Source organism: Streptomyces sp. NPDC050422 (genome assembly GCF_044458665.1).
In the GTDB taxonomy this organism is placed as follows: domain Bacteria; phylum Actinomycetota; class Actinomycetes; order Streptomycetales; family Streptomycetaceae; genus Streptomyces.
Window position 1 is genome coordinate 1 of record NZ_JBITIE010000014.1, and the last position, 20,631, is coordinate 20,631.

Below are 20,631 nucleotides of genomic sequence, written 5' to 3' on the forward strand. Positions count from 1 at the left end.
GCGTGCAGGGGAGTCCCCGCAGAAAATGGCGTACGACCCGGGCACCTGTCCGTTGTCGGGTGCACACGCCATTTTTGAGGAGTCTCCCCGGAGGGCCCCCACCCCCACCCACGGACGTGACGCGCACCCACCCCGAACCGCGGCAACCTCACCGCCCGCCAGGCCGAGGGCCCCGCGCCCGCCACACCAGGTAGAGCGCGGAGGCCACGGCCGCCCCCCGCACCACCCACGGCCACGCGTCGCCGATCGCGGGGCTCATCTGCCCCTCCGCGATGGGCGCGCCCCACCGGCCGTCCATCCGGCCCCACAGCCAGACCAGGGCGCCCGCCGCGACAAGCCCGGGCAGCCCCATCGCTGCCCACTTCGCCTCCGCGCGCGACAGCTTGCGGGAGCTGTACGCGAGCAGCCAGCCGGCCGCCATGACCGGTAGGGCCTGCGGAATGTCCATCACCGCACCGGCCACCAGCAGCGCGGCAGCCAGCAGGAGCAGGGGGTGCGAGAAGCCGCGGCGCGCGGTGTTTTCGCGGTCGCGGGCGCGGCGCAGCCGCGGCACCCACCTCCGCCGGCGCGGCCCCTCGGCCTCCTCCTCTTCGTCGAACTCCTCGTCGTCCTCGTCCTCGTCCTCGTACACGTCGTCATCCGCCGCCGGCGGCCTCAGCACGGCCGGGATCTCCACCCCGCCCCGGAAGCCCGGTACATCGGTCCCCGCGCCGAACTCGCCGACGTCACCGAACCGGCCCGGGGCCACGCTCCACCAGTCCGTGTCGTCCCCGGACGGGCCGAGTTCGTCCGAGCCCGCACGGTGCGGCGGGGAGGGCACCGGCCGCGGCGGGGTCCGCAAGGCCTCCCCCCGTGCCTCCGACGCGCCCTTGCGCGAAGTGTCTTTCCGGAGCCTCGCCCGGCGCGGGCGCGGGATCCCCGTCGCCTGCGCATCGCCCGTGTCCGGCTCCTGCGGCAGCGGCGGTGTCCCGTCGGCCGACGAGGCCGCCGCCGCGACCAGTTCGTCGGGTGTGCCGAGCTTCCCGATGATGCGGCGCACCGCCCCGGGCGTGTCCGCCGCCTGCGCCACGCGCTGCCGGTCGATCTCGCCCCGCAGCGCCGACACGAGCCTCATCCGGGTGCCCGAGGAAAGCTGTTGCTGCTGCGCCAGGTCGCCGACCCGGCTCAGGTAGTCGTAGACCAGCTGGTCGCTCTCGATCCCCACGCGATGGTTCCCCTCTACCGCCCTGCACCGACGGTAGCGCCCTCGGGCCTGTCCGGAGCGACTACCGTGGGACGGATGGGGATGACCACACCACCGCGGACGCTCGCCGAGGCATTGCGCGCCCGGGACGACGAGTCACTGGCCGGGCTGCTGCGTGCCCGGCCCGATCTCCTCACCCCCGTGCCCGGCGACATCACCCAGCTCGCGACGCGCGCCGGCACCCGTGCCTCCGTCGTCCGCGCCCTGGAGCACCTCGACCGCTTCGCCCTGCAGACCGCGGAGGCGCTGGCGGTCGCACCCGAATCGGCCCCGTACGACATTCTGCTCGGCCTGCTCACGGGCGACGGCCGGGACGACGGGGAGCACCGGGACGATGCGGGCGCCGCGATCGTGGCGGCGCTGCCCGGCGCGCTGGCCACTCTGCGCGAACAGGCCCTCGTCTGGGGCGAGAACGACCGGCTGCGCCTGGTGCGCACCGCCCGCGAACTGCTGTCGCCGTCCCCGCAGCACCCCTCCCCCACCGGTCTCGGGCCGACCGTCGCCGAGGCCACCGCCGGCATGTCGCCCGGCCGGCTCCAGGAGATCCTTCACGAGGCCGGGCTGCCCGCCACCCATGACCCCGTCTCCGCGGTGGGCGCCCTGTCCGCGCTGTTCACCGACCGGGCCCGGATGGGCGAACTCCTCGACACCGCCCCGGTGGAGGCCCTGTCGGTGCTGGACCGGCTGGTCTGGGGGCCGCCGTACGGCGAGGTGACCCCGAACCCCACCCCGCCCGTGAAGTGGCTGCGCGACCGCGGGCTGCTGCTGCCCGTGTCGACCCGCACCGTCGTCCTGCCGCGCGAGGCCGCGCTGCATCTGCGTGCCGGGCGCGCCCACCGCGTGCCCGAACCGCAGCCGCCCGCCGTCGTCGCCGTCGCCGAACGCGATCCACAGGCTGTGGACAGCGCCGCCGCCGGCCAGGCGTTCCTCGCGGTGTCGACCGTCGAGGAGTTGCTCAAGAGCTGGAACGGCGGCGGCCCCGCCATACTGCGGGCCGGCGGCCTCAGCGTCCGCGAGCTGAAGAAGACCGCCGCCGTGCTGGACGTGTCGGAACCCGTCGCCGCGTTCTGGATCGAACTCGCTTACGCCGCCGGGCTGCTGGCCTCCGACGGCGAGGCGGACGAACGGTACGCGCCGACTCCCGCGTACGACGACTGGACGGAACTGTCCGCCCAGGACCGCTGGGTGGACCTCGCCTCAGCCTGGCTCGCCGCCACCCGCACCTCGGGACTGGTCGGCGGCCAGGACGCCAAGGGCCGCGCCCTGTCCGCGCTCGGCCCCGAACTCGACCGCTCCGCCGCGCCGGAGGTCCGCCACCGGGTCCTGGCCCTGCTCGCCGCGCTGCCGCCCGGCACCGCCCCGGACCCGGAGTCCCTGCTCGCCCGCCTCCGCTGGGAACGGCCCTTGCGCGGCGCCTCCGCGTCCGCCGGGGACACCACCGACCTGCGGTCCCGGATCGCCCTGTGGACGCTGAACGAGTCGGAGCTCCTCGGTATCACCGGCCGCGGCGCCCTCGCCTCGCAGACCCGCGCCCTGCTCTCCGGCGGGCCCGTCGAAGCCGCCGCCCGGCTCGCCCCGCTCATCCCGGAACCCCTCGACCACGTCCTGCTCCAGGCCGACCTGACGGCCGTCGCCCCCGGCCCGCTGGAACGCCCTCTCGCGGACATGCTCGGCGCCCTCGCGGACATCGAGTCCAAGGGCGGCGCGACGGTCTACCGCTTCACCCCGGGCTCCGTACGCCGCGCCCTGGACGCCGGGCAGTCCGCCGCCGACCTGCACGCCTTCCTCGCCGCCCACAGCCGTACGCCGGTGCCGCAGCCCCTCAGCTACCTCATCGACGACGTGGCCCGCCGCCACGGCCACCTGCGGATCGGCGCCGCCTCCTCGTACGTACGCTGCGACGACGAGGCAGTCCTCAACGAGATCCTCGCCGACAAGCGCTCGGCCACCCTGCGGCTGCGCCGGCTCGCCCCGACGGCCCTGGCCGCCCAGATCGACCCGGCCTCCCTCCTCGACGGCCTGCGCGAGATGGGGTACGCGCCCGCCGCGGAGTCCGCCGACGGCGACGTCCTGATCACCCGCGCGGGGGCCGTCCGCACGCCGCCCCGCACGGCCCCCGCCCCCGTACCCGAGGGCCCGCCGGTCCCCGACCCGACCCTCCTCGGTGCGGCGGTCCGGGCGATCCGGGCCGGGGACACGGCGGCGACGGTCGTCCACAAGGACACCGGCCCCGCGTCGTCCGCCTCCGGGGCGGGCACCCTGCCGCGTACGACCTCCGCCGAGACCCTGGTCACCGTCCAGGCCGCGGCGATGACGGGCTCGGCGATCTGGATCGGCTACGTCAACGCGGAGGGCGCGGCCAGCCAGCGAGTGATCGCCCCGGTCCGCGTCGAGGGCGGCTACGTGACGGCGTACGACCACACGGCGGACGAGGTCCGCACGTATCCGCTCCACCGGATCACGGGCGTGGCGGAACTGGCGGACGACCAGACCTGACGCTGCGCGGGGTGCGGTGCGCCGTGGCCCGGTGGGTGGGGGTCCGGGGTCCCTCCGGGGCGTCTCCTCAAACGACGAACGTTCCGCGGGTACGCGGACGACCCGGGTCGATGTTCGTCGTCCTGCGGGGACTCCCCTGCACGCCCCCGAACCCGGCCGCCGCGCGTCTGCACCATTCGTCCCACCGGCGTGCAGACGCGGGCGAGAGCGGGTGGGGGCGTGCAGGGGAGTCCCCGCAGAAAATGGCGTACGACCCGGGTACTGGTTCGTCGTCGGGTGCACACGCCATTTTTGAGGAGTCTCCCCGGAGGGCCCCCACCCCCACCCACCGGACAGAGGCGCACCGCACAACGCGGAGCACCCGCACACAAGCCCGTCCGGCGCTTGAGGACGGAACCCCGCACCAAGGACCCGGGCACACAGAACCACCCCGCCCCCACATACGGCACACTGGACGTTTGGCCGGTACACGGCCACCCCGCCGTAGAAAGGGCCGAAGCGCGTGACCGGACCCCTCATCGTCCAGAGCGACAAGACGCTGCTCCTCGAAGTCGACCACGAGCAGGCCGACGCCTGCCGTCGGGTGATCGCCCCCTTCGCGGAGCTGGAGCGTGCGCCCGAGCACATCCACACCTACCGGCTGACCCCGCTCGGGCTGTGGAACGCCCGCGCCGCGGGGCACGACGCCGAGCAGGTCGTCGACGCGCTCGTGAAGTACTCGCGCTACCCCGTACCGCACGCGCTGCTCGTCGACATCGCCGAGACGATGGACCGGTACGGCCGCCTCACGCTCTCCAAGCACCCGGTCCACGGACTGGTGCTGACCTCCACGGACCGGCCGGTCCTGGAGGAGATCCTCCGGTCGAAGAAGGTCCAGCCGCTGGTCGGGGCCCGGATCGACCCGGACACCGTGGCCGTGCACCCGTCGGAGCGCGGGCAGGTCAAGCAGACGCTGCTGAAGCTGGGCTGGCCCGCCGAGGACCTCGCGGGGTACGTGGACGGCGAGGCGCACCCGATCGAGCTGGACGAGAGCGGCTGGGCGCTGCGGCCCTACCAGCAGCAGGCGGTCGAGGGGTTCTGGCACGGCGGGTCCGGAGTCGTGGTGCTGCCGTGCGGCGCGGGCAAGACGCTGGTCGGGGCGGGCGCGATGGCGCAGGCCAAGGCCACGACGCTGATCCTGGTCACGAACACCGTCTCGGCCCGGCAGTGGAAGCACGAGCTGGTGAAGCGGACGTCGCTGACCGAGGAGGAGATCGGCGAGTACAGCGGTACGCGCAAGGAGATCCGGCCGGTCACCATCGCCACGTATCAGGTGCTGACGACGCGCCGTAAGGGCGTCTACGCGCACCTGGAGCTGTTCGACTCCCGTGACTGGGGGCTCGTGATCTACGACGAGGTGCATCTGCTGCCCGCGCCCGTCTTCAAGTTCACCGCCGATCTTCAGGCGCGGCGACGGCTGGGGCTCACGGCCACGCTGGTGCGGGAGGACGGGCGTGAGTCGGACGTCTTCTCGCTGATCGGGCCGAAGAGGTTCGACGCCCCGTGGAAGGAGATCGAGGCGCAGGGCTACATCGCGCCCGCCGACTGCGTCGAGGTGCGGGTCAATCTGACGGATTCCGAGCGGCTCTCGTACGCGACCGCCGAGCCCGAGGAGAAGTACCGGTTCTGCGCGACGACCGCGACGAAGCGGAAGGTCACCGAGGCGCTGGTGCGCAAGCACCAGGGCGAGCAGACGCTGGTCATCGGGCAGTACATCGACCAGCTCGACGAGCTGGGTGAGCATCTGGACGCCCCGGTGATCAAGGGCGAGACGAGCAATGCCCAGCGCGAGAAGCTGTTCGGCGCCTTCCGGGAGGGCGAGATCAGTGTGCTGGTCGTGTCGAAGGTGGCGAACTTCTCCATCGACCTGCCGGAGGCCACCGTCGCCATTCAGGTGTCGGGCACGTTCGGCTCGCGTCAGGAGGAGGCCCAGCGGCTGGGTCGGGTGCTGCGTCCGAAGGCGGACGGGCACGAGGCGCGGTTCTACTCGGTGGTCGCGCGCGACACGATCGACCAGGACTTCGCGGCGCACCGCCAGCGCTTCCTGGCGGAGCAGGGGTACGCGTACCGGATCGTGGACGCGGACGAGCTGCTTTCGGACAACTGACGGGCCGGGGAGGGGCGGGGCGTCGTGCTCAGTGCCTACGGCGGACGCCCGCCTCCTCCGCGTACTCGCCGAGGACGACGACGCCGAACGCGGCCCGTGCGTAGACCTTGACGGCGCGCAGCGCGTCTCCGGCGCGGTGGCTGCGGGGGTGACCGGTGGCCGCGGTCGCGCCGTGCGCGGGGCCGGTCCTTCGGGGGTTGAGGGTGACGGTGCTCATGTCTTCCATGGTGCTCCGCCCGAGCACGTCGCGGCGTCGGCCCGCAGGCTGAAGCGCGGGGGCGGGCGTCTACCTCTGTGGTCGCACGCCGTCCCCTACGGGATGGACCCGCGTGATATTCGTTCGCGCCGGGCGGAGGCGGTCGCTACAATCGCCGGTCTGCCCGCCTCCCGCACCGTGGTACCGGCCGCCCGCAAGGGCCCGCGCCGGCAGCCGGGGGAGCGCCGCCGACCGGACGGAAACCGGCCGACAGCCGTACGCACGTCCACGTGCGCACCAGTGATCGATCCCCGAGCGGACCGCATCGCCCCCGAGCAGTGACCGGGGGCGGGTGCGGTCCGCCGTCCTGCGTTGAATGCCGGAGGCAACACCGTGCCCGCGCACGAACACGAAAGCGACACCACCACCGACCCCCTCGCCCATGAGCGCGCCCATCTCGCCGCCTCGCGCGCCGCGCTGCGCGCCATGCGCGAGGACGCCCAGGCCCTGAACATCCGCGATGTCACGGCGAACTGGGTGAACGCCGCAGTGCTGCAGGCCCAGATCGCCGACCGCATCAAGTCGCTCGCCGACCTCTCCCACACCCCGCTCTTCTTCGGGCGGCTGGACTACCTCCATGTCGTCGGTGCGGCGCAGGCCGAGGGCGCGGAGGGCGAGCAGTTCTACATCGGGCGCCGCCACGTGCACGACGCCGACGGCGATCCGATGGTCATCGACTGGCGCGCGCCGGTCTCCCAGCCGTTCTACCGGGCCTCGCGCAACGACCCCCTGGACGTCGGTCAGCGGCGCCGTTTCGGCTACACCGGTGGTGAGCTGACCGCGTACGAGGACGAGCACCTCACCGACCCGACCGAGGCCGCGCAGACCAGCAAGCTCCTCCAGGCGGAGATCGAGCGGCCGCGCGTCGGCCCGATGCGTGACATCGTCGCGACGATCCAGCCCGAGCAGGACGAGATCGTCCGCAGCGAGCTGGGCGGCTCGGTGTGCGTGCAGGGCGGGCCCGGCACCGGCAAGACGGCCGTGGGCCTGCACCGGGTCGCGTATCTGCTGTACGCGCACCGCGAGCGGCTCGCCCGCACCGGCACGCTCGTCATCGGTCCGAACCGGTCGTTCCTGCACTACATCGAGCAGGTACTGCCGGCCCTCGGTGAGCTGGAGGTGAAGCAGGCGACCGTCGACGACCTGGTGACGGCGCAGGTCGAGGTCCGGTCCACGGACGAGGCGCGGGCCGCCGTCGTGAAGGGCGATGCCCGGATGGCGGAGGTGCTGCGGAGGGCGATCCGCTCGCACGTGACGATGCCGGTGGAGCCGGTGATGGTGGTGCGTGGTTCGCGCCGCTGGCGGGTTCCGGCGTACGAGATCGAGGAGATGGTGACCGAGCTGCTGGCCCGGGACATGCGGTACGGGGCCGCGCACGAGGCCCTTCCGCAGCGCATCGCGCACGCCGTGCTGGTGCGGATGGAGGAGGCGGGCGAGGCGCCCGACGACCGGGTGCAGAACGCGGTGGCGCGTACCCCGGCGGTGAAGGCAGCGGTGAAGGCGATCTGGCCCGCGGTCGAGCCGTCGAAGCTGGTGCTGCGGCTGCTGTCGGACCCCGAGTTCCTGGCCGGGCACGCGGACGGGCTGCTGAGTGAGGACGAGCAGAAGACGATCCTGTGGACCAAGCCCCCCCGGAGCGTGAAGGCCGCGAAGTGGTCGGCGGCGGACGCGGTGCTGATCGACGAGGCGAACGACCTGGTGGCGCGTACGCACTCGCTCGGCCATGTCGTGATCGACGAGGCACAGGACCTGTCCCCCATGCAGTACCGGGCGGTGGGCAGGCGCTGTTCGACCGGTTCGGCGACCGTGCTCGGGGACCTGGCGCAGGGCACGACGCCGTGGTCGACGCAGAGCTGGGAGCAGGCCCTTCACCACCTGGGCAAGTCGGACGCGGTGGTGGAGGAGCTGACGGCGGGCTTCCGTGTGCCGCGCGAGGTGATCGCGTACGCGTCCCGGCTGCTGCCGGTGATCTCGCCCGGCCTGACGGCGGTGGAGTCGGTGCGTGAGTCGCCCGGTTCGCTGTCGGTACGGAAGGTGGCGGGTGCGGACGCGCTGGACGCGGCGGTGGTCGCGGCGTGCGAGGAGTCGCTGGAGCAGGAGGGTTCGACCGGTCTGATCGCCGCCGACGCGCGCATCCCCGCGCTGGCCGAGGCGCTGACCGCGGCGGGCCACAGCTACCTCTCCCCCGGTCAGGAGACGACCGCCGAGTCCCGGCTGACACTGGTCCCGGCGTCGCTGGCGAAGGGCCTGGAGTACGACTACGTGGTACTGGACGAACCGGCCGCGGTGGTCGACGGAGAGCCCGACGAGCGGACGGGGCTGCGCCGGCTGTACGTGGCGCTGACCCGTGCGGTGTCGGGGCTGATCGTCCTGCACGCGGCTTCCCTGCCCGAGGAGTTGGGCTAGGACGGGGGGGGGTGGGGCGGTGTGATGCCGCCCCACCCCCCCCGTGTCCGGTCAGCCCGCCGTGCAGGCCCTCCCGTTCAGCTTGACCGTTCCGGGGTCGGCGGCCGCGCCGACGGCGCTGCTGTTGAACCCGAAGTCGACCGCCGCGCCCGGCGCGAGGGTGCGGTTCCAGGACAGCGGTGCGGCGGTGACCGTACGCCCGTACTGGGCGAGTTCGGCGCTCCAGGTGTGGCTGAGCTTCTGGTCACCGGGGAGCAGCCAGGTCAGGGACCACGGGGTGAGCGCCTGGGTGCCGGTGTTCTTCACCGTGACGGTGGTGGTCGAGCCGGTGGCCCATGGGTGCGAGGAGTAGGTGACGGTGCAGGCGCGGGCGGGGCCCGCCCCGTCACCGGCGTCGTCCAGGTAGGAGGCGACGTAGGCCAGCGGCGCGTTCCAGTTGATGGCGACCTCGTTGGTGGCGTACGAACCGTTGTCGTCGAGGTAACACATCGCCGCCGCGCAGCCGCCCAGCTTCTCCGCGGCCGCCGGGTCTCCCGAGGTGGGGGCGGTGAGGTTCGGCCCTCCCGCGAGGGAGCCGGCCGGCGGGTGGGGCAGGGCGGGGTCGCTCTGGTGCGCCCAGACCCGGTGGTGCTGGTTCTCGGAGCTGCGCTCGCCGTATCCGGTGACGTAGGACTGGTTCAGCGGGTTGCGCCCGAAGAGGTAGTCGGCGCCGCGCAGCACCGCGTCGCGGTATCCGGCCTTCCCGGTGAGGTCGGCGGCGGTGGCCAGCACGATCATGTTGTTGAGCACCTGGCTGTTGGAGCCCCAGGCGTAGTTCTGGCCGGCCGGTGCGTACGGGACGCCGTACAGCTGGTCCTGGGTCTGTGCGGCGTAGCGGTCGGCGGCTGTGGTCACCACGGTGCGGACCTGGGCGAGCTGGCCGGCGGTGAGGTCGTTGGGGACGGTGGCCAGGGTGAGGACGCCGAGACCGGCGGTCCCGCCCCACCACATGCCGCCGTCGGCCGGGAAGGCCGCGTCGGTGTCGCCGTGCAGGGGCGAGTCGAGGAGTGCCTGGCGGTAGGGGTCGGCGCCGGTGGTGGTGAAGAGTTCGGCGGCGGCCCAGTAGAACTCGTCGGAGACGTCGTTGTCGCTGTACGTTCCGCCGCCGGTGCCGTCGTTGGGGTCGGCGAGCACGTCCGGGTGGGCCTTCGCTGCGGTCCATGCCGTTTCGGCGGCCGTACGGCACCGGGCGGCGAAGTCCGCGTCGTACGGGGCGTAGAGGCGGGCGCACTGGGCGGCCGCGGCTGCCAGGTTGAGCGTCGCGGCGGTGGACGGGGGGTGCAACTCGCGCTGCTGGGGGTCCAGGTGGGGCATCATCGGCAGGCCGGTCCACTGGGCGTCGTGCACCTTGTGGTGGACCATTCCGGCGAGCGGCTGCCCGGCCGGGACCTGCATGCGCATCATGAAGTCGAGCTCCCAGCGCGCCTCGTCGAGGATGTCCGGCACGTCGTTGCCGTGCTCGGGCACCCGCAGCGCGCCGTCGCCGAGTTCGGCGGACTCCGCTCCGTCGGCCGTGAGGGTCCGCTCGTAGGTGTCCATCAGCTCGGCGACCGCGATGCCGCCGTTGACGACGTACTTGCCCTGGTCCCCGGCGTCGTACCAGCCGCCCCGTACGTCGAGCCGGTAGTCGCAGACTCCCGGCTGGCAGGGCACGTCCGTGTCGCCCTTGTTGGGGGCGACGTCGAGGTGCCCTGCCGGGCGCGCGTACTGCTCGCCGACGAGGTCCGCGTCGATCTCGATGCCGCTGCGGTTCTGGTAGAAGTACGCGAGCGAGTCGCCGCGCAGGGTGTCGTACAGGTCGGACCGGATCGAGAACGGTTCACTGACCTGGCCGTCCGCCTCGACGGTGTAGCCGTCGCCGGCGGTCGTGACGTCGGTGAAGTCGAAGGTGTGGACGTTCTGGCGCGAGGTGGGGTCGATGCCGCCCGGGGTGGTGGTGCCGGTGGCGGCCGCCGTTCCGTCGGCCGTCCGGAGCGTCCAGGGCAGCGGGTCGGTCGCGTCGGTGACGAGGGTGCCGTTCTTGGGGCCCTGCGGGAGGTAGCCGATCTGGTTGACGCGGACGCGTGAGCCGGTGTCGGGCACGTACACGGGCGGTTCGGCGCCGCCGCGCAGGGACACGTCGTCGAGGCAGAAGGTGGCCGCCGCGTCGCTGCCGCCTATCTGGAAGGCGAGTTGGGCGGCGTCACGGTCGGCGGTCGCGGTGAAGACGTGCGTGACGGGGACCGCCTCGGTGCCGATCCGGTCGGTCGCGGACAGGTCCGTCGTCCAGGGGTCGGTGGCCATCTGCACGTTGGTGTGGATGGACAGCGGGGTGGTGGAGGTGGCCGTGTAGGTGAGGCCGTACGTCTCCCCCGCGACGAGCGGGATGTCGTTCTGGCCGACGATCACGTCCCACGGGTTGGCCGTTCCGGCCGGTACGTCGGTGCAGAGCCGGCCGTCGGTGACGGCGGCTGCGGTGTTGGCGGTCCACCACCAGGGTGCGGTGCCGGCGGCGAAGTCACCGTTGGTGATCTGCTCCGGGGCCGGGTCGGCCTCCTCGGCGGCGGCGCCGGGTGCGGTGAGGACACCGCCGAACAGCGCGGTGAGGGCTAATGCGCCGAGCACACGGCGCCCGCGCCGGGCGCGGCTGCGACCGGTGGGGGACGGGGGCGGAGAGGCGTTCACCGGGGGCCTTTCGGTAGGGGCGAATACGGGCCGAGGCAGGGCGGATGAGCGGTGGGAACGCTCCCATGAGCGGTAGAAACAGCCGGGGAGGCACCGTGGGAGCGTTCCCACACCGCCGTGCCGTCATTGTGGAGCCGGTGACGTTTGTTGCGCCAGGGTCATGACAGCACCAGCCTGGCCGGGCCCCTCGCACAACGGGCGGGGGCGGGACGCCGTGTCCGGCATCCCGCCCCCGCCCGTCACACCTGCGCGCGACCGCTCTACGCGTCGAGCACGTCCCGCCACTCCCGCACCGCGGCCGCGTCCACCGGCCCCGACCAGCCGCCCGGCCGGGCGGCCCCGCCGATGTGGACGGCGTCGATGCCCGCCGCCAGCAGCTCCGGCAGGTGCTCCAGCCGCAGGCCGCCGCCGACGAGGATCTGCGGCTCGTACCCCGGCTCGCCCTTGCGCGCCGCCTCGACGACCAGCGTGGGGATGCCCTCGTCCACCCCGGCGGGCGAACCCGCGGTGAGGTACGTGTCCAGGCCCGGCAGGTCGGCGAGGGACTTGCGCAGCGCGTCCCGGTCGGCGGCGCGGTCGATCGCGCGGTGGAACGTCCAGTTGCAGCCGTCCAGCTCGGCGACGATCCGCTCGACCGCGACGAGGTCGGGATGGCCCTCCTCGTCCAGGAAGCCGAGCACGAACCCGTCCGCACCCTCCGCCCGCAGCTCACGCGCCTTGCGTACGAGTACGCCGACGTCGCCGGCCGCGAATCCGTCCGCCACCCTGAGCATCACCCGCAGCGGGATGTCCACCGCGGCACGGATCGCCGCGAACGTCGCGCAGGACGGGGTGAGGCCGTCCGCCGCCATGTCGGTGACCAGCTCAAGCCGGTCCGCACCACCCGCCTGGGCAGCGACCGCGTCCTCCGCGTCGAGAGCGATCACCTCCAGGACTGCACGGTTGCTCATGGGAACCCAATCCTCCAGAGAACATCTATAGGTCTAGTCCAATGCCAGCCTACGGGGCGGTAGCCCGGGGGCGCAGCCTCACCGCGAACGTGAAGATACGCGAGGTCGGGCGCATGACAGGCGACCGGAGGCGCGAAGGCCGGCACTTCCGTTGCGGATCACCCTTGCGCTCACATAGGGGTAGGGGGTATACCTGAGTCAACGCCATATACCCCCCAGGGGTATGAATGACCGATCGAAGGAGGCCCCGTGTCCGCGCAGACCGCAGCCACCACCGGCACCACTGCCCCCAGTGATCCCACCGGTACCGGCGTCGCCGCAGAGGTCGAGCTCGCCATCGGCGGCATGACCTGTGCCTCGTGCGCGGCCCGTATCGAGAAGAAGCTCAACCGGATGGACGGGGTCGAGGCCACCGTCAACTACGCCACCGAGAAGGCCAAGGTCAGCTACCGGGGCGAGGACGTCTCGGTACAGGACCTGATCGCCACGGTCGAGAAGACCGGCTACACCGCGCAGGAGCCCGCTCCCCCGGTGCGTACCGGCGACGCGGCCACCGGGGCGGACGACGAGGCGGACGAGCTCCGCCCGCTTCGGCAGCGGCTGCTCACCGCGGTCCTGCTCGCGGTGCCGGTCATCGCGATGTCGATGATCCCCGCGCTCCAGTTCGACAACTGGCAGTGGCTCTCCCTCACCCTCACCGCCCCCGTCGTCACGTACGCCGCCTGGCCCTTCCACCGCGCCGCGTGGACCAACGCCCGGCACGGCGCGGCCACCATGGACACGCTGATCTCGGTCGGCACCTCGGCCGCGTTCCTGTGGTCGCTGTGGGCGCTGTTCTTCGGCACCGCCGGGATGACCGGCATGACGCACCCCTTCGAGCTGACCATCGGACGCAGCGACGGTTCCGGGAACATCTACCTGGAGGCGGCCGCGGGCGTCACCGCGTTCATCCTGGCCGGGCGCTACTTCGAGGCCCGCTCCAAGCGGAAGGCGGGCGCCGCGCTGAAGGCGCTGCTGGAGCTGGGTGCCAAGGAGGTCACCGTCCTGCGCGACGGCCGCGAGGTGACCGTGGACACGGCGGACCTCCAGGTCGGGGACCGCTTCCTGGTCCGGCCCGGCGAGAAGATCGCCACGGACGGCACCGTCGTCGAGGGCTCCTCGGCGGTGGACGCGTCCATGCTCACCGGTGAGTCCGTCCCCGTCGAGGTCGGCGTCGGCGACCCGGTCACCGGTGCGACGCTGAACGCGGGCGGCCGGCTCGTCGTCGAGGCGACCCGGGTCGGCGCCGACACCCAGCTGGCCCGGATGGCGAAGCTGGTCGAGGACGCGCAGAACGGAAAGGCGGCGGCCCAGCGCCTGGCCGACCGGATCTCGGCGGTGTTCGTCCCCGTCGTGATCGCCCTCGCCCTCGGCACGCTCGGCTTCTGGCTGGGCAACGGAGAGGGCCTGACGGCCGCGTTCACGGCCGCCGTCGCCGTACTGATCATCGCCTGCCCCTGCGCCCTCGGCCTCGCCACCCCGACCGCCCTCATGGTCGGTACGGGACGTGGCGCCCAGCTCGGCATCCTCATCAAGGGCCCCGAGGTCCTGGAGACCACGCGTCGGGTGGACACGATCGTCCTCGACAAGACCGGCACCGTCACCACCGGAAAGATGACCCTCCAGACCGTCCACACCGCGGACGGTGTCAGCGAGACCGACGTCCTGCGCCTGGCCGGAGCCCTGGAGCACGCCTCCGAGCACCCCATCGCCCAGGCCGTCGCCACCGGAGCCACCGAGCGCACGGGCACCACTCTCCCCACCCCCGAGGACTTCACCAATGTCCCCGGCCTCGGCGTCCAGGGCATCGTCGAGGGCCACGCGGTCCTCGTCGGCCGCGAGGCGCTGCTGGCCGAGTGGGAGATCCACCTGCCCGAGGAACTGGCCCGTCGCAAGGCCGACGCGGAGGCCGCGGGCCGTACCGCGATCGCGGTCGCCTGGGACGGCGAGGCGCGAGCGGTCCTGGAGGTGGCCGACGCGGTGAAGGACACCAGCGCGGAGGCGATCCGGCGGCTGCGCGCCCTCGGCCTGACGCCGATCCTGCTGACCGGCGACAACCGGGCGGTGGCCGAATCGGTCGCGGCCGAGGTCGGCATCGAGGAGGTGTACGCGGAGGTCATGCCGCAGGACAAGGTCGACGTCGTCAAGCGCCTCCAGGGCGAGGGCCGTTCGGTCGCGATGGTCGGCGACGGAGTGAACGACGCGGCCGCCCTCGCCCAGGCCGACCTGGGCCTGGCCATGGGCACGGGCACGGACGCGGCGATCGAAGCCGGCGACCTGACCCTGGTGCGCGGGGACCTGCGGGCCGCCGCGGACGCGATCCGGCTGTCGCGGAAGACGCTCGGCACCATCCGTACGAACCTGTTCTGGGCCTTCGCCTACAACGTGGCCGCGCTGCCGCTGGCCGCGATGGGGCTGCTGAACCCGATGATCGCGGGCGCGGCGATGGCGTTCTCGTCGGTGTTCGTGGTCGGCAACTCGCTGCGACTGCGCGGGTTCCGGGCGGGGGTGTAGGGCACCTGCCGTACGCGGCACGCGGAGTGTGGGGCCGGTCCGGTGGATCAGGCCCCACTGGCGCGCGCGATGCGCTCTTCGAGCGCCTTCCGGCGGTCCGGCCACTCGTCCGCCGTGATCGAGAAGATCGCCGAATCCCGCAGGCTCCCGTCCTCGCCCGGCGCCCATGACCGGGACCAGTTCCGCAGCACGCCCTCGAAGCTCGCGCCCGCCGCTTCGATCGCGGCACGGGAACGGCTGTTGCGGGCATCCGTCTTCAGGTCGACGCGCGCCACGCCCCACACCTCGAACGCGTGCCGGAACAGCAGGTACTTGGCCTCGGCGTTGATCCCCGAGCCCTGGGCGGAGGCGGCGAGCCAGGTGAAACCGACCTCGATCGCGCTCAGCGTGTCCTCGTCCAGCCAGTGCCGGGGCTCCCAGTACGCCGTGACGCCGACCGCCCGGCCGGACGCCTGGTCGATCTGCGCGTACGGGAACAGCTTCCCGGTGACGGTGCGGGCGAACTGGGCTTCGAAGTACTCCTCGACCTCGTGGGCGCGGGGCACCCACGTGAACCGGTACGAACTCCGGTCCTCTTCCGCGGCGACCGCCAGATCCTCCGCATGACGGTGCCCCAGCGGCTCCAGGCGCACGCGCGCACCCTCCAGAGCCGGTCCCTCCAACACGAAAGCCATCGTCCACCTGTCCAGTCGCCGTACGGAATGTCCTGGGCAGCCTCCCAGAGGCCGCGCGACCCTGTCGTGCGATTTTGGCCGGGCCGAAGGTGCGGCAACGGGGCTTCGGGGCAGCTGCGTTGTCAGTGGCCGTGCCTACGATCGGATCCATGACGACATGGCTGCACGACACGTTCCCCGGCCACGAGGTGAACCTCGCCTTCGCCCGGGGCCTGCCTGCCGACGCCTTCTTCGAGGGGCTGCGCGAGCAGAACCGCGAGCCGCTCGCCCGGGGCGAGGCGGACGGCTGGGCGTGGGCCGTGCACGACATGCTCGACGAGGAGGACGACGACTACGAAGACGTCGACTACGGACGGCTCTGCCCGCAGGGGGCGGAAGTGGTCGTCTTCGTGACCGAGCCGTGCAGCGCGAAGGCGCACGGCCCCCACCTCGCGTACTACCGCGACGGGCGCACGACGCTCTTCTTCAGCTTCGAGACCTTCCGACAGCAGCGGGCGGGCGACAACCCGGACTACCTGTCGGCCGAGCTGTTCGCGGCGGGCGTGATAGGCCCCGGGGCGGAGTGCCAGGAGTGGAAGGACGGCGTGCACGACTGCTACGAGCACGACGACGCCGACGAGTTGCGGCTGGTGCGGTCGATCGCCGACGCCTTCGGCCTGCCCTCCCCGCCGCTGGCCGCCCTGCCGCCCGTCCCCTCGCCGCTCGACGCGCCGCCCGTTGCCACGGCGCCCGTTGCCGCGGCGCCGTTGGGCGCGGTGAGCGGGACGTGCCCGGTCGTCGCCCCGGGGACGTACGCCGTCCATGCCCGTGGCATCGATGTGACCGGGCTGGCCGCCGCGTGCGCGGACGCCGGGTATCCGGCCCGTACGCAGGGCGAGTCCGGCGGCTGGGCCTGGGTGACGTGGGACGCGGCGGCCGTGCGCGGCGCGGAGGTGTCCCAGCTGGCGGGCTTCCTCACCGGATTCCGCTACGACGAGCGCTTCGGCGGGCCGGACCGGGTCGAGACGGTGTTCCTGGCGGGCACATCCGCGTGCGCCTGCCCGCACGGGCAGAACTACAGCGTTCAGCACTGCGAGGACCACCCGTTCCAGTTCCTGAACAGCCGGGGCGGATTCGGGCGGACGTACTTCAACGTCGGCCGGGGCCGGGAGACGCGGCGCCACGGAGATCTGCTGGTACGCGAACTGCTGGCCGCAGGGATCATCGGCCGGGAGGCCCCGGCATACGACGCCGATCCCGCCTTCAACGCCGATGGCGCGCTGACGATGCGGATCATCGCCGACCACTTCGGGCTGCCCGCCACGACGTGACCGCCACGGCTCACCTCCCGGCGCGCACGAACCGCACCACCGACCCCGCGCCCGCCTGCGCCGCCGCTGCCAGCGCCGGTTCGGGGACGACGCCCACCACCGGGTAACCGCCCGTCGTCGGATGGTCGTTGAGGAACACCACCGGGCGGCCGTCCGGCGGGACCTGGACGGCGCCGAGCACCATGCCCTCGCTGGGCAGTTCGCCCGTACGGGCACGCTCCAGCGGTGGCCCCTCCGTGCGCAGGCCGATGCGGTTGCTCTGCGCGGAGACACGGTACGTCGCGGTGGTGAGCGTCCGGAGTGCGGCGGGGGTGAACCAGGTGTGGCGGGGGCCGAAGTGGACCGGGAGCACGAGCCCGGCGGGCGCGCCCGGCCACGGCACCGCGTCGACGGCGGGCGCGCCCGGCAACGGGGGCGGCCCCAGGGGCAGTACGTCCCCGTCGCGCAGGGGCGCCGGGCCCAGCCCGGACAGCAGGTCCGCCGATCTGCTGCCGAGCACCGGTTCCGCCGCCACGCCCCCTGCGAACGCCAGGTAGCCGCGCAGGCCGTGCACCGCGGGCCCCGCGTCCAGCACCGACCCGGCCGGCACGTGCACCGCCGCACCCCACGCCACCGGCCGCCCGTCCACCGTCACCCGGCACGGCGCACCGCCGACGACCACCCGCACCGCACGGTCCGGGCGGACGGCGCAGCCGGTGGCGGTCGTCTCCAGGACAGCTGCGGTGACGGGGTTGCCGGCCAGCCGGTTGGCGAGCGCGGCGGCGGGTGCGTCGAGGGCGCCGGCCCGTCCGACGCCCAGGTGGGCCAGTCCGGCGCGGCCCTCGTCCTGCACGGTGGTCAGGGCCCCGGCGCGGACCACCTCGAACGACGCCGTCACCGTGCGGCCTCCACGAACCGGACCCGCGCGCCCGGCCCCAGCAGTGCGGCCGGTTCGCGGTGCGGGTCCCACAGCGGGCCGGGATCCGGCATCCGGCCGATGAGCTGCCAGCCGCCGGGGGACGGGCGCGGGTACACCCCGGTGTACGGGCCGGCCAGCGCCACCGCGCCCGCCGGGACCCGGGTGCGTGGGGTCGCCCGGCGCGGCAGGTGGAGGTGGTCCGGCAAGCCGGTCAGGTAGCCGAAGCCGGGGGCGAACCCGCAGAAGGCGACCCGGAATTCGGTTCCGGCGTGAAGGCGGGGCACGTCCGCGGCGGTCACGCCCCAGGCCTCGGCGACATCGGTGAGATCCGGGCCGTCGTAGACGACGGGGAGCTCCACCGTCTCGCCCGTGTCCCGGCGCGGCGGCGGTATGTGCCAGCCGGGCAGCTCCCGGGCGAGCGCGGCGGCGTCCCGCGCGATGCCGTCGAGCAGCACCGTCCGCTCGCCGGGCACGATGTCGCGCACGTCCGGCAGTTCGCCCGCCGCACGGCGCCGCAGCACCTCCGCGTGGAAGGCCTCCGTGGCCTGCCGCCCGTCCAGTTCGACGAGCAGCGCCCGGGGCCCGGCGGGCAGCACGACGAGCGGCGGGCCGGTCCGTCCCCCCGCACTCATGCGAACGCCCGTACCGCGACGCCCGCCTCTTCCAGCGCGGCCCGCACCCGTAGGGCGAGCGCGGCGGCGCCCGGGGTGTCGCCGTGGACGCACAGGGAGCGGGCGACGACGGGTATCCGGCCGCCGTCGGCCCCGGTCACGCTCCGGTCCACGGCGAAGCCCACGCTGCGGCGTACGACCTCATCGGCGTCGTGCACCACCGCGCCCGGCTCCGAGCGCGGCACGAGTGTGCCCTGCGGGGTGTACGCGCGGTCGGCGAAGGCCTCCTGGACGGCGGCCAGACCGGCGTCCGCGGCCCGTGCGAGCAGCCGGGAGCCGGGCAGGCCGAGGACGGCCGGGCCCCCGCCCGCCAGCCGGACGCCCTCGATGACGGCGGCGGCCTGTTCGTCGTCCCGGACGGTGCGGTTGTAGAGGGCCCCGTGCGGCTTGACGTACGAGACGCGGGATCCGGCGGCCTCGGCGAACACCCGCAACGCGCCGATCTGGTACGCCACTTCGGCAGCCAGCTCGGCGGCCGGTACGTCCATCGCGCGGCGCCCGAAGCCGGCCAGGTCGCGGTACGAGACCTGCGCGCCGATCCGTACGCCCCGGGCAGCGGCCGAGTCGCAGACCCGCCGCATCACGGACGCGTCCCCCGCGTGGAAGCCGCAAGCCACGTTGGCGCTGGTCACGCAGGCGAGGAGCGCTTCGTCGTCGGTGAGGGTCCAGCGTCCGAAGCCCTCGCCCAGATCGGCGTTGAGGTCCATGACCGCGACCGGTTCGCCCGCCGCGACCGGCCCGTCCGCCCTGCCGGGCTGGTTCGTCAGATTCGTCACCGGCGCACCGTAGCGCCCGTCCCGGCCGTCAGGCCCTGGCGTCTCAGTCGAAGAGGCCGAGCTCGCGCTCCCGGACGCCCTCCAGCTCGTACCGCGTCCCCACCAGCGGCCGGTCCGCGCAGAGCCTGATCAGCGTCGCCCCGTCGCCCCGATACCGCCCGGGGGCACGCCCCTCCTGCTCCGTACCGATGACCACCTCCCGCCCGCTGTCCGTGAGCTCCGCGACGAACAGCGGCACCTTCCGGCGCAGGGCGCGCGGGACGAGGAGCCCGAGCGCGTGCGGGAGCCCCGGGCCCCCGTACGCCCCGGCCAGCCCCCAGGCCGCCCGCACATCGCCCGCGTGCACCCACTCCCCCAGCGCCACCGCGTCCAGTACCCCGCCCGCCGCGGCGATCAACGGACCGGCGTCGGTCATGCCCCGCTCCAGCTCGTCCACCACCTGCGTGTGCGTCCAGCCGTCCCGTTCGGCGATGTCCCGGTCGTTGCACTCGGGGCTGAACACATCCGGCCCGAACCGGCTTTCCACCACCCGGCTCAGCACGGACCCGCAGTGCGCGAGCACGTCCCGCACCGTCCAGCCGGGGCATGCGGTACGCAGGTCGAAGTCGCCGTCCGCGGCGGACCGCAGCAGCGGGGTCAGGGCGTCCCGCTCGGTGCGCAGGAGGAGACCGGGGAGCTCGGGATCACGTTCGTCAGCCATGGGCCCAGCCAACCATCCGGGCCGCCACCGGACTTGACCTTCGGTGAACCGGAGCGCAACCGTCCGATGGCCGGACGCTCTAACCTCGGGGGCATGGACGACACCGACCGGCCCCTCAGCAGCGGTGCGGCGGACGCACTCCGCGGCCGCTGGTACGACTGCCTCGTCGGCGCCCGGGGCGACGACGAGGGCCCCGACCCGTCGCCGTACGCCGACAACCTCCTGGCACGGTGGGCCGAGCCCCAGCGGCGCTACCACACCACCGCCCACCTGACGGCGGTCCTCGACCACGTGGACACGCTCGCCGGTCATGCCGCGGACGCGGACGCGGTACGGCTGGCCGCCTGGTTCCACGACGCGGTCTACCGGCCCGACCGCTCCGAGAACGAGGAGCGCAGCGCCGTCCTCGCCGAGCGCGCCCTGCCCGAGGCGGGGGTCCCGGACTCGGTCACCGCCGAGGTCGCCCGCCTGGTCCGGCTCACCGTCTCGCACGACCCGGCCGACGGCGACACCAACGGCGAGGCCCTGTGCGACGCGGACCTCGCGATCCTGGCGGCGCCGCCGAAGGAGTACGCGGAGTATGCGGCCCGGGTCCGCGAGGAGTACGGCTTCGTCCCCGGCGAGGCGTTCCGGGAGGGCCGGGCGGCGGTGCTGCGGCAGCTTCTGGAGCTGCCGCGGCTGTTCCGTACGCCGTACGGGGCGGCGGAGTGGGAGGCGCGGGCCCGGCACAATCTGGGCACGGAGCTGGAGCTGCTCACGCGCTGAGCGCGGCCGGCACCTGCCCAGGACGGGGAATGCGCAGGACCGTTTAGCTGTTGGCACCTGTCATGCCCGACTCTGCCGCTCGCC

At 73.5% G+C, this 20,631-nt stretch carries 15 protein-coding genes; 6 read left to right on the plus strand and 9 right to left on the minus strand.

Annotation, left to right across the window (positions count from 1 at the left end):
* Positions 1 to 148: 148 nt before the first annotated feature.
* Positions 149 to 1,204, minus strand: a complete 1,056-nt coding sequence (locus ACIBJG_RS22440; protein WP_399309769.1) for a hypothetical protein — start codon at positions 1,202 to 1,204, stop codon at positions 149 to 151.
* Between the two features lie 75 nt (positions 1,205 to 1,279).
* Between ACIBJG_RS22440 and ACIBJG_RS22445 the strand changes: the two genes are divergently transcribed.
* Both ACIBJG_RS22445 and ACIBJG_RS22450 read left to right on the plus strand, forming a co-directional pair.
* On the plus strand, positions 1,280 to 3,739 hold the full coding sequence (locus ACIBJG_RS22445) for a helicase C-terminal domain-containing protein (protein ID WP_399309771.1): 2,460 nt from the start codon (positions 1,280 to 1,282) through the stop codon (positions 3,737 to 3,739).
* Between the two features lie 502 nt (positions 3,740 to 4,241).
* A complete protein-coding gene (locus tag ACIBJG_RS22450; RefSeq protein ID WP_399309773.1) occupies positions 4,242 to 5,885 on the plus strand; it encodes a DNA repair helicase XPB in 1,644 nt (547 codons plus the stop codon).
* Positions 5,886 to 5,913: 28 nt separating this feature from the next.
* Here the strand turns inward: ACIBJG_RS22450 and ACIBJG_RS22455 are convergent, their stop codons facing one another.
* Complete coding sequence (locus tag ACIBJG_RS22455; RefSeq protein WP_399309775.1) at positions 5,914 to 6,102, minus strand: hypothetical protein; 189 nt, start codon at positions 6,100 to 6,102, stop codon at positions 5,914 to 5,916.
* A 372-nt stretch (positions 6,103 to 6,474) separates the two neighbouring features.
* Here ACIBJG_RS22455 and ACIBJG_RS22460 point away from each other — a divergent pair, with 372 nt between their 5' ends.
* Positions 6,475 to 8,547: a HelD family protein gene (locus tag ACIBJG_RS22460; protein ID WP_399309777.1), complete on the plus strand. Its 2,073-nt coding sequence runs from the start codon at positions 6,475 to 6,477 to the stop codon at positions 8,545 to 8,547.
* Between the two features lie 51 nt (positions 8,548 to 8,598).
* Here ACIBJG_RS22460 and ACIBJG_RS22465 read toward each other — a convergent pair whose 3' ends face one another.
* A complete protein-coding gene (locus ACIBJG_RS22465) occupies positions 8,599 to 11,190 on the minus strand; it encodes a glycoside hydrolase family 9 protein (protein WP_399309779.1) in 2,592 nt (863 codons plus the stop codon).
* Positions 11,191 to 11,510: 320 nt separating this feature from the next.
* A complete protein-coding gene (locus ACIBJG_RS22470; RefSeq protein WP_399309781.1) occupies positions 11,511 to 12,200 on the minus strand; it encodes a copper homeostasis protein CutC in 690 nt (229 codons plus the stop codon).
* 249 nt (positions 12,201 to 12,449) lie between these two features.
* Between ACIBJG_RS22470 and ACIBJG_RS22475 the strand changes: the two genes are divergently transcribed.
* Complete coding sequence (locus tag ACIBJG_RS22475) at positions 12,450 to 14,753, plus strand: heavy metal translocating P-type ATPase (RefSeq protein WP_399309783.1); 2,304 nt, start codon at positions 12,450 to 12,452, stop codon at positions 14,751 to 14,753.
* A gap of 47 nt (positions 14,754 to 14,800) precedes the next feature.
* Here the strand turns inward: ACIBJG_RS22475 and ACIBJG_RS22480 are convergent, their stop codons facing one another.
* A complete protein-coding gene (locus ACIBJG_RS22480; protein WP_399309785.1) occupies positions 14,801 to 15,427 on the minus strand; it encodes a GNAT family N-acetyltransferase in 627 nt (208 codons plus the stop codon).
* A gap of 149 nt (positions 15,428 to 15,576) precedes the next feature.
* On the opposite strand from ACIBJG_RS22480, the gene ACIBJG_RS22485 reads away from it, so the two are divergent.
* Positions 15,577 to 16,737 carry a hypothetical protein gene (locus tag ACIBJG_RS22485; RefSeq protein WP_399309786.1) on the plus strand — a complete coding sequence of 387 codons (1,161 nt, stop codon included), beginning with the start codon at positions 15,577 to 15,579 and terminating at the stop codon, positions 16,735 to 16,737.
* Positions 16,738 to 16,747: 10 nt separating this feature from the next.
* Here the strand turns inward: ACIBJG_RS22485 and ACIBJG_RS22490 are convergent, their stop codons facing one another.
* The 4 genes from ACIBJG_RS22490 to ACIBJG_RS22505 all read right to left on the minus strand — a co-directional run bounded on the left by ACIBJG_RS22490 (position 16,748) and on the right by ACIBJG_RS22505 (position 19,782).
* A complete protein-coding gene (locus tag ACIBJG_RS22490; RefSeq protein ID WP_399309788.1) occupies positions 16,748 to 17,614 on the minus strand; it encodes a biotin-dependent carboxyltransferase family protein in 867 nt (288 codons plus the stop codon).
* On the minus strand, positions 17,611 to 18,267 hold the full coding sequence (locus tag ACIBJG_RS22495; RefSeq protein ID WP_399309790.1) for an allophanate hydrolase subunit 1: 657 nt from the start codon (positions 18,265 to 18,267) through the stop codon (positions 17,611 to 17,613). Before ACIBJG_RS22495 ends, ACIBJG_RS22490 begins: the two co-directional genes overlap by 4 nt.
* Entirely contained in the window at positions 18,264 to 19,013 is a 750-nt protein-coding gene (locus ACIBJG_RS22500) for a LamB/YcsF family protein (protein WP_399310168.1), read from the minus strand. Before ACIBJG_RS22500 ends, ACIBJG_RS22495 begins: the two co-directional genes overlap by 4 nt.
* A 112-nt stretch (positions 19,014 to 19,125) precedes the next feature.
* On the minus strand, positions 19,126 to 19,782 hold the full coding sequence (locus ACIBJG_RS22505; protein ID WP_399309792.1) for a maleylpyruvate isomerase family mycothiol-dependent enzyme: 657 nt from the start codon (positions 19,780 to 19,782) through the stop codon (positions 19,126 to 19,128).
* 93 nt (positions 19,783 to 19,875) lie between these two features.
* Between ACIBJG_RS22505 and ACIBJG_RS22510 the strand changes: the two genes are divergently transcribed.
* On the plus strand, positions 19,876 to 20,547 hold the full coding sequence (locus ACIBJG_RS22510) for a hypothetical protein (RefSeq protein ID WP_399309794.1): 672 nt from the start codon (positions 19,876 to 19,878) through the stop codon (positions 20,545 to 20,547).
* The last annotated feature ends 84 nt before the right edge of the window (positions 20,548 to 20,631 follow it).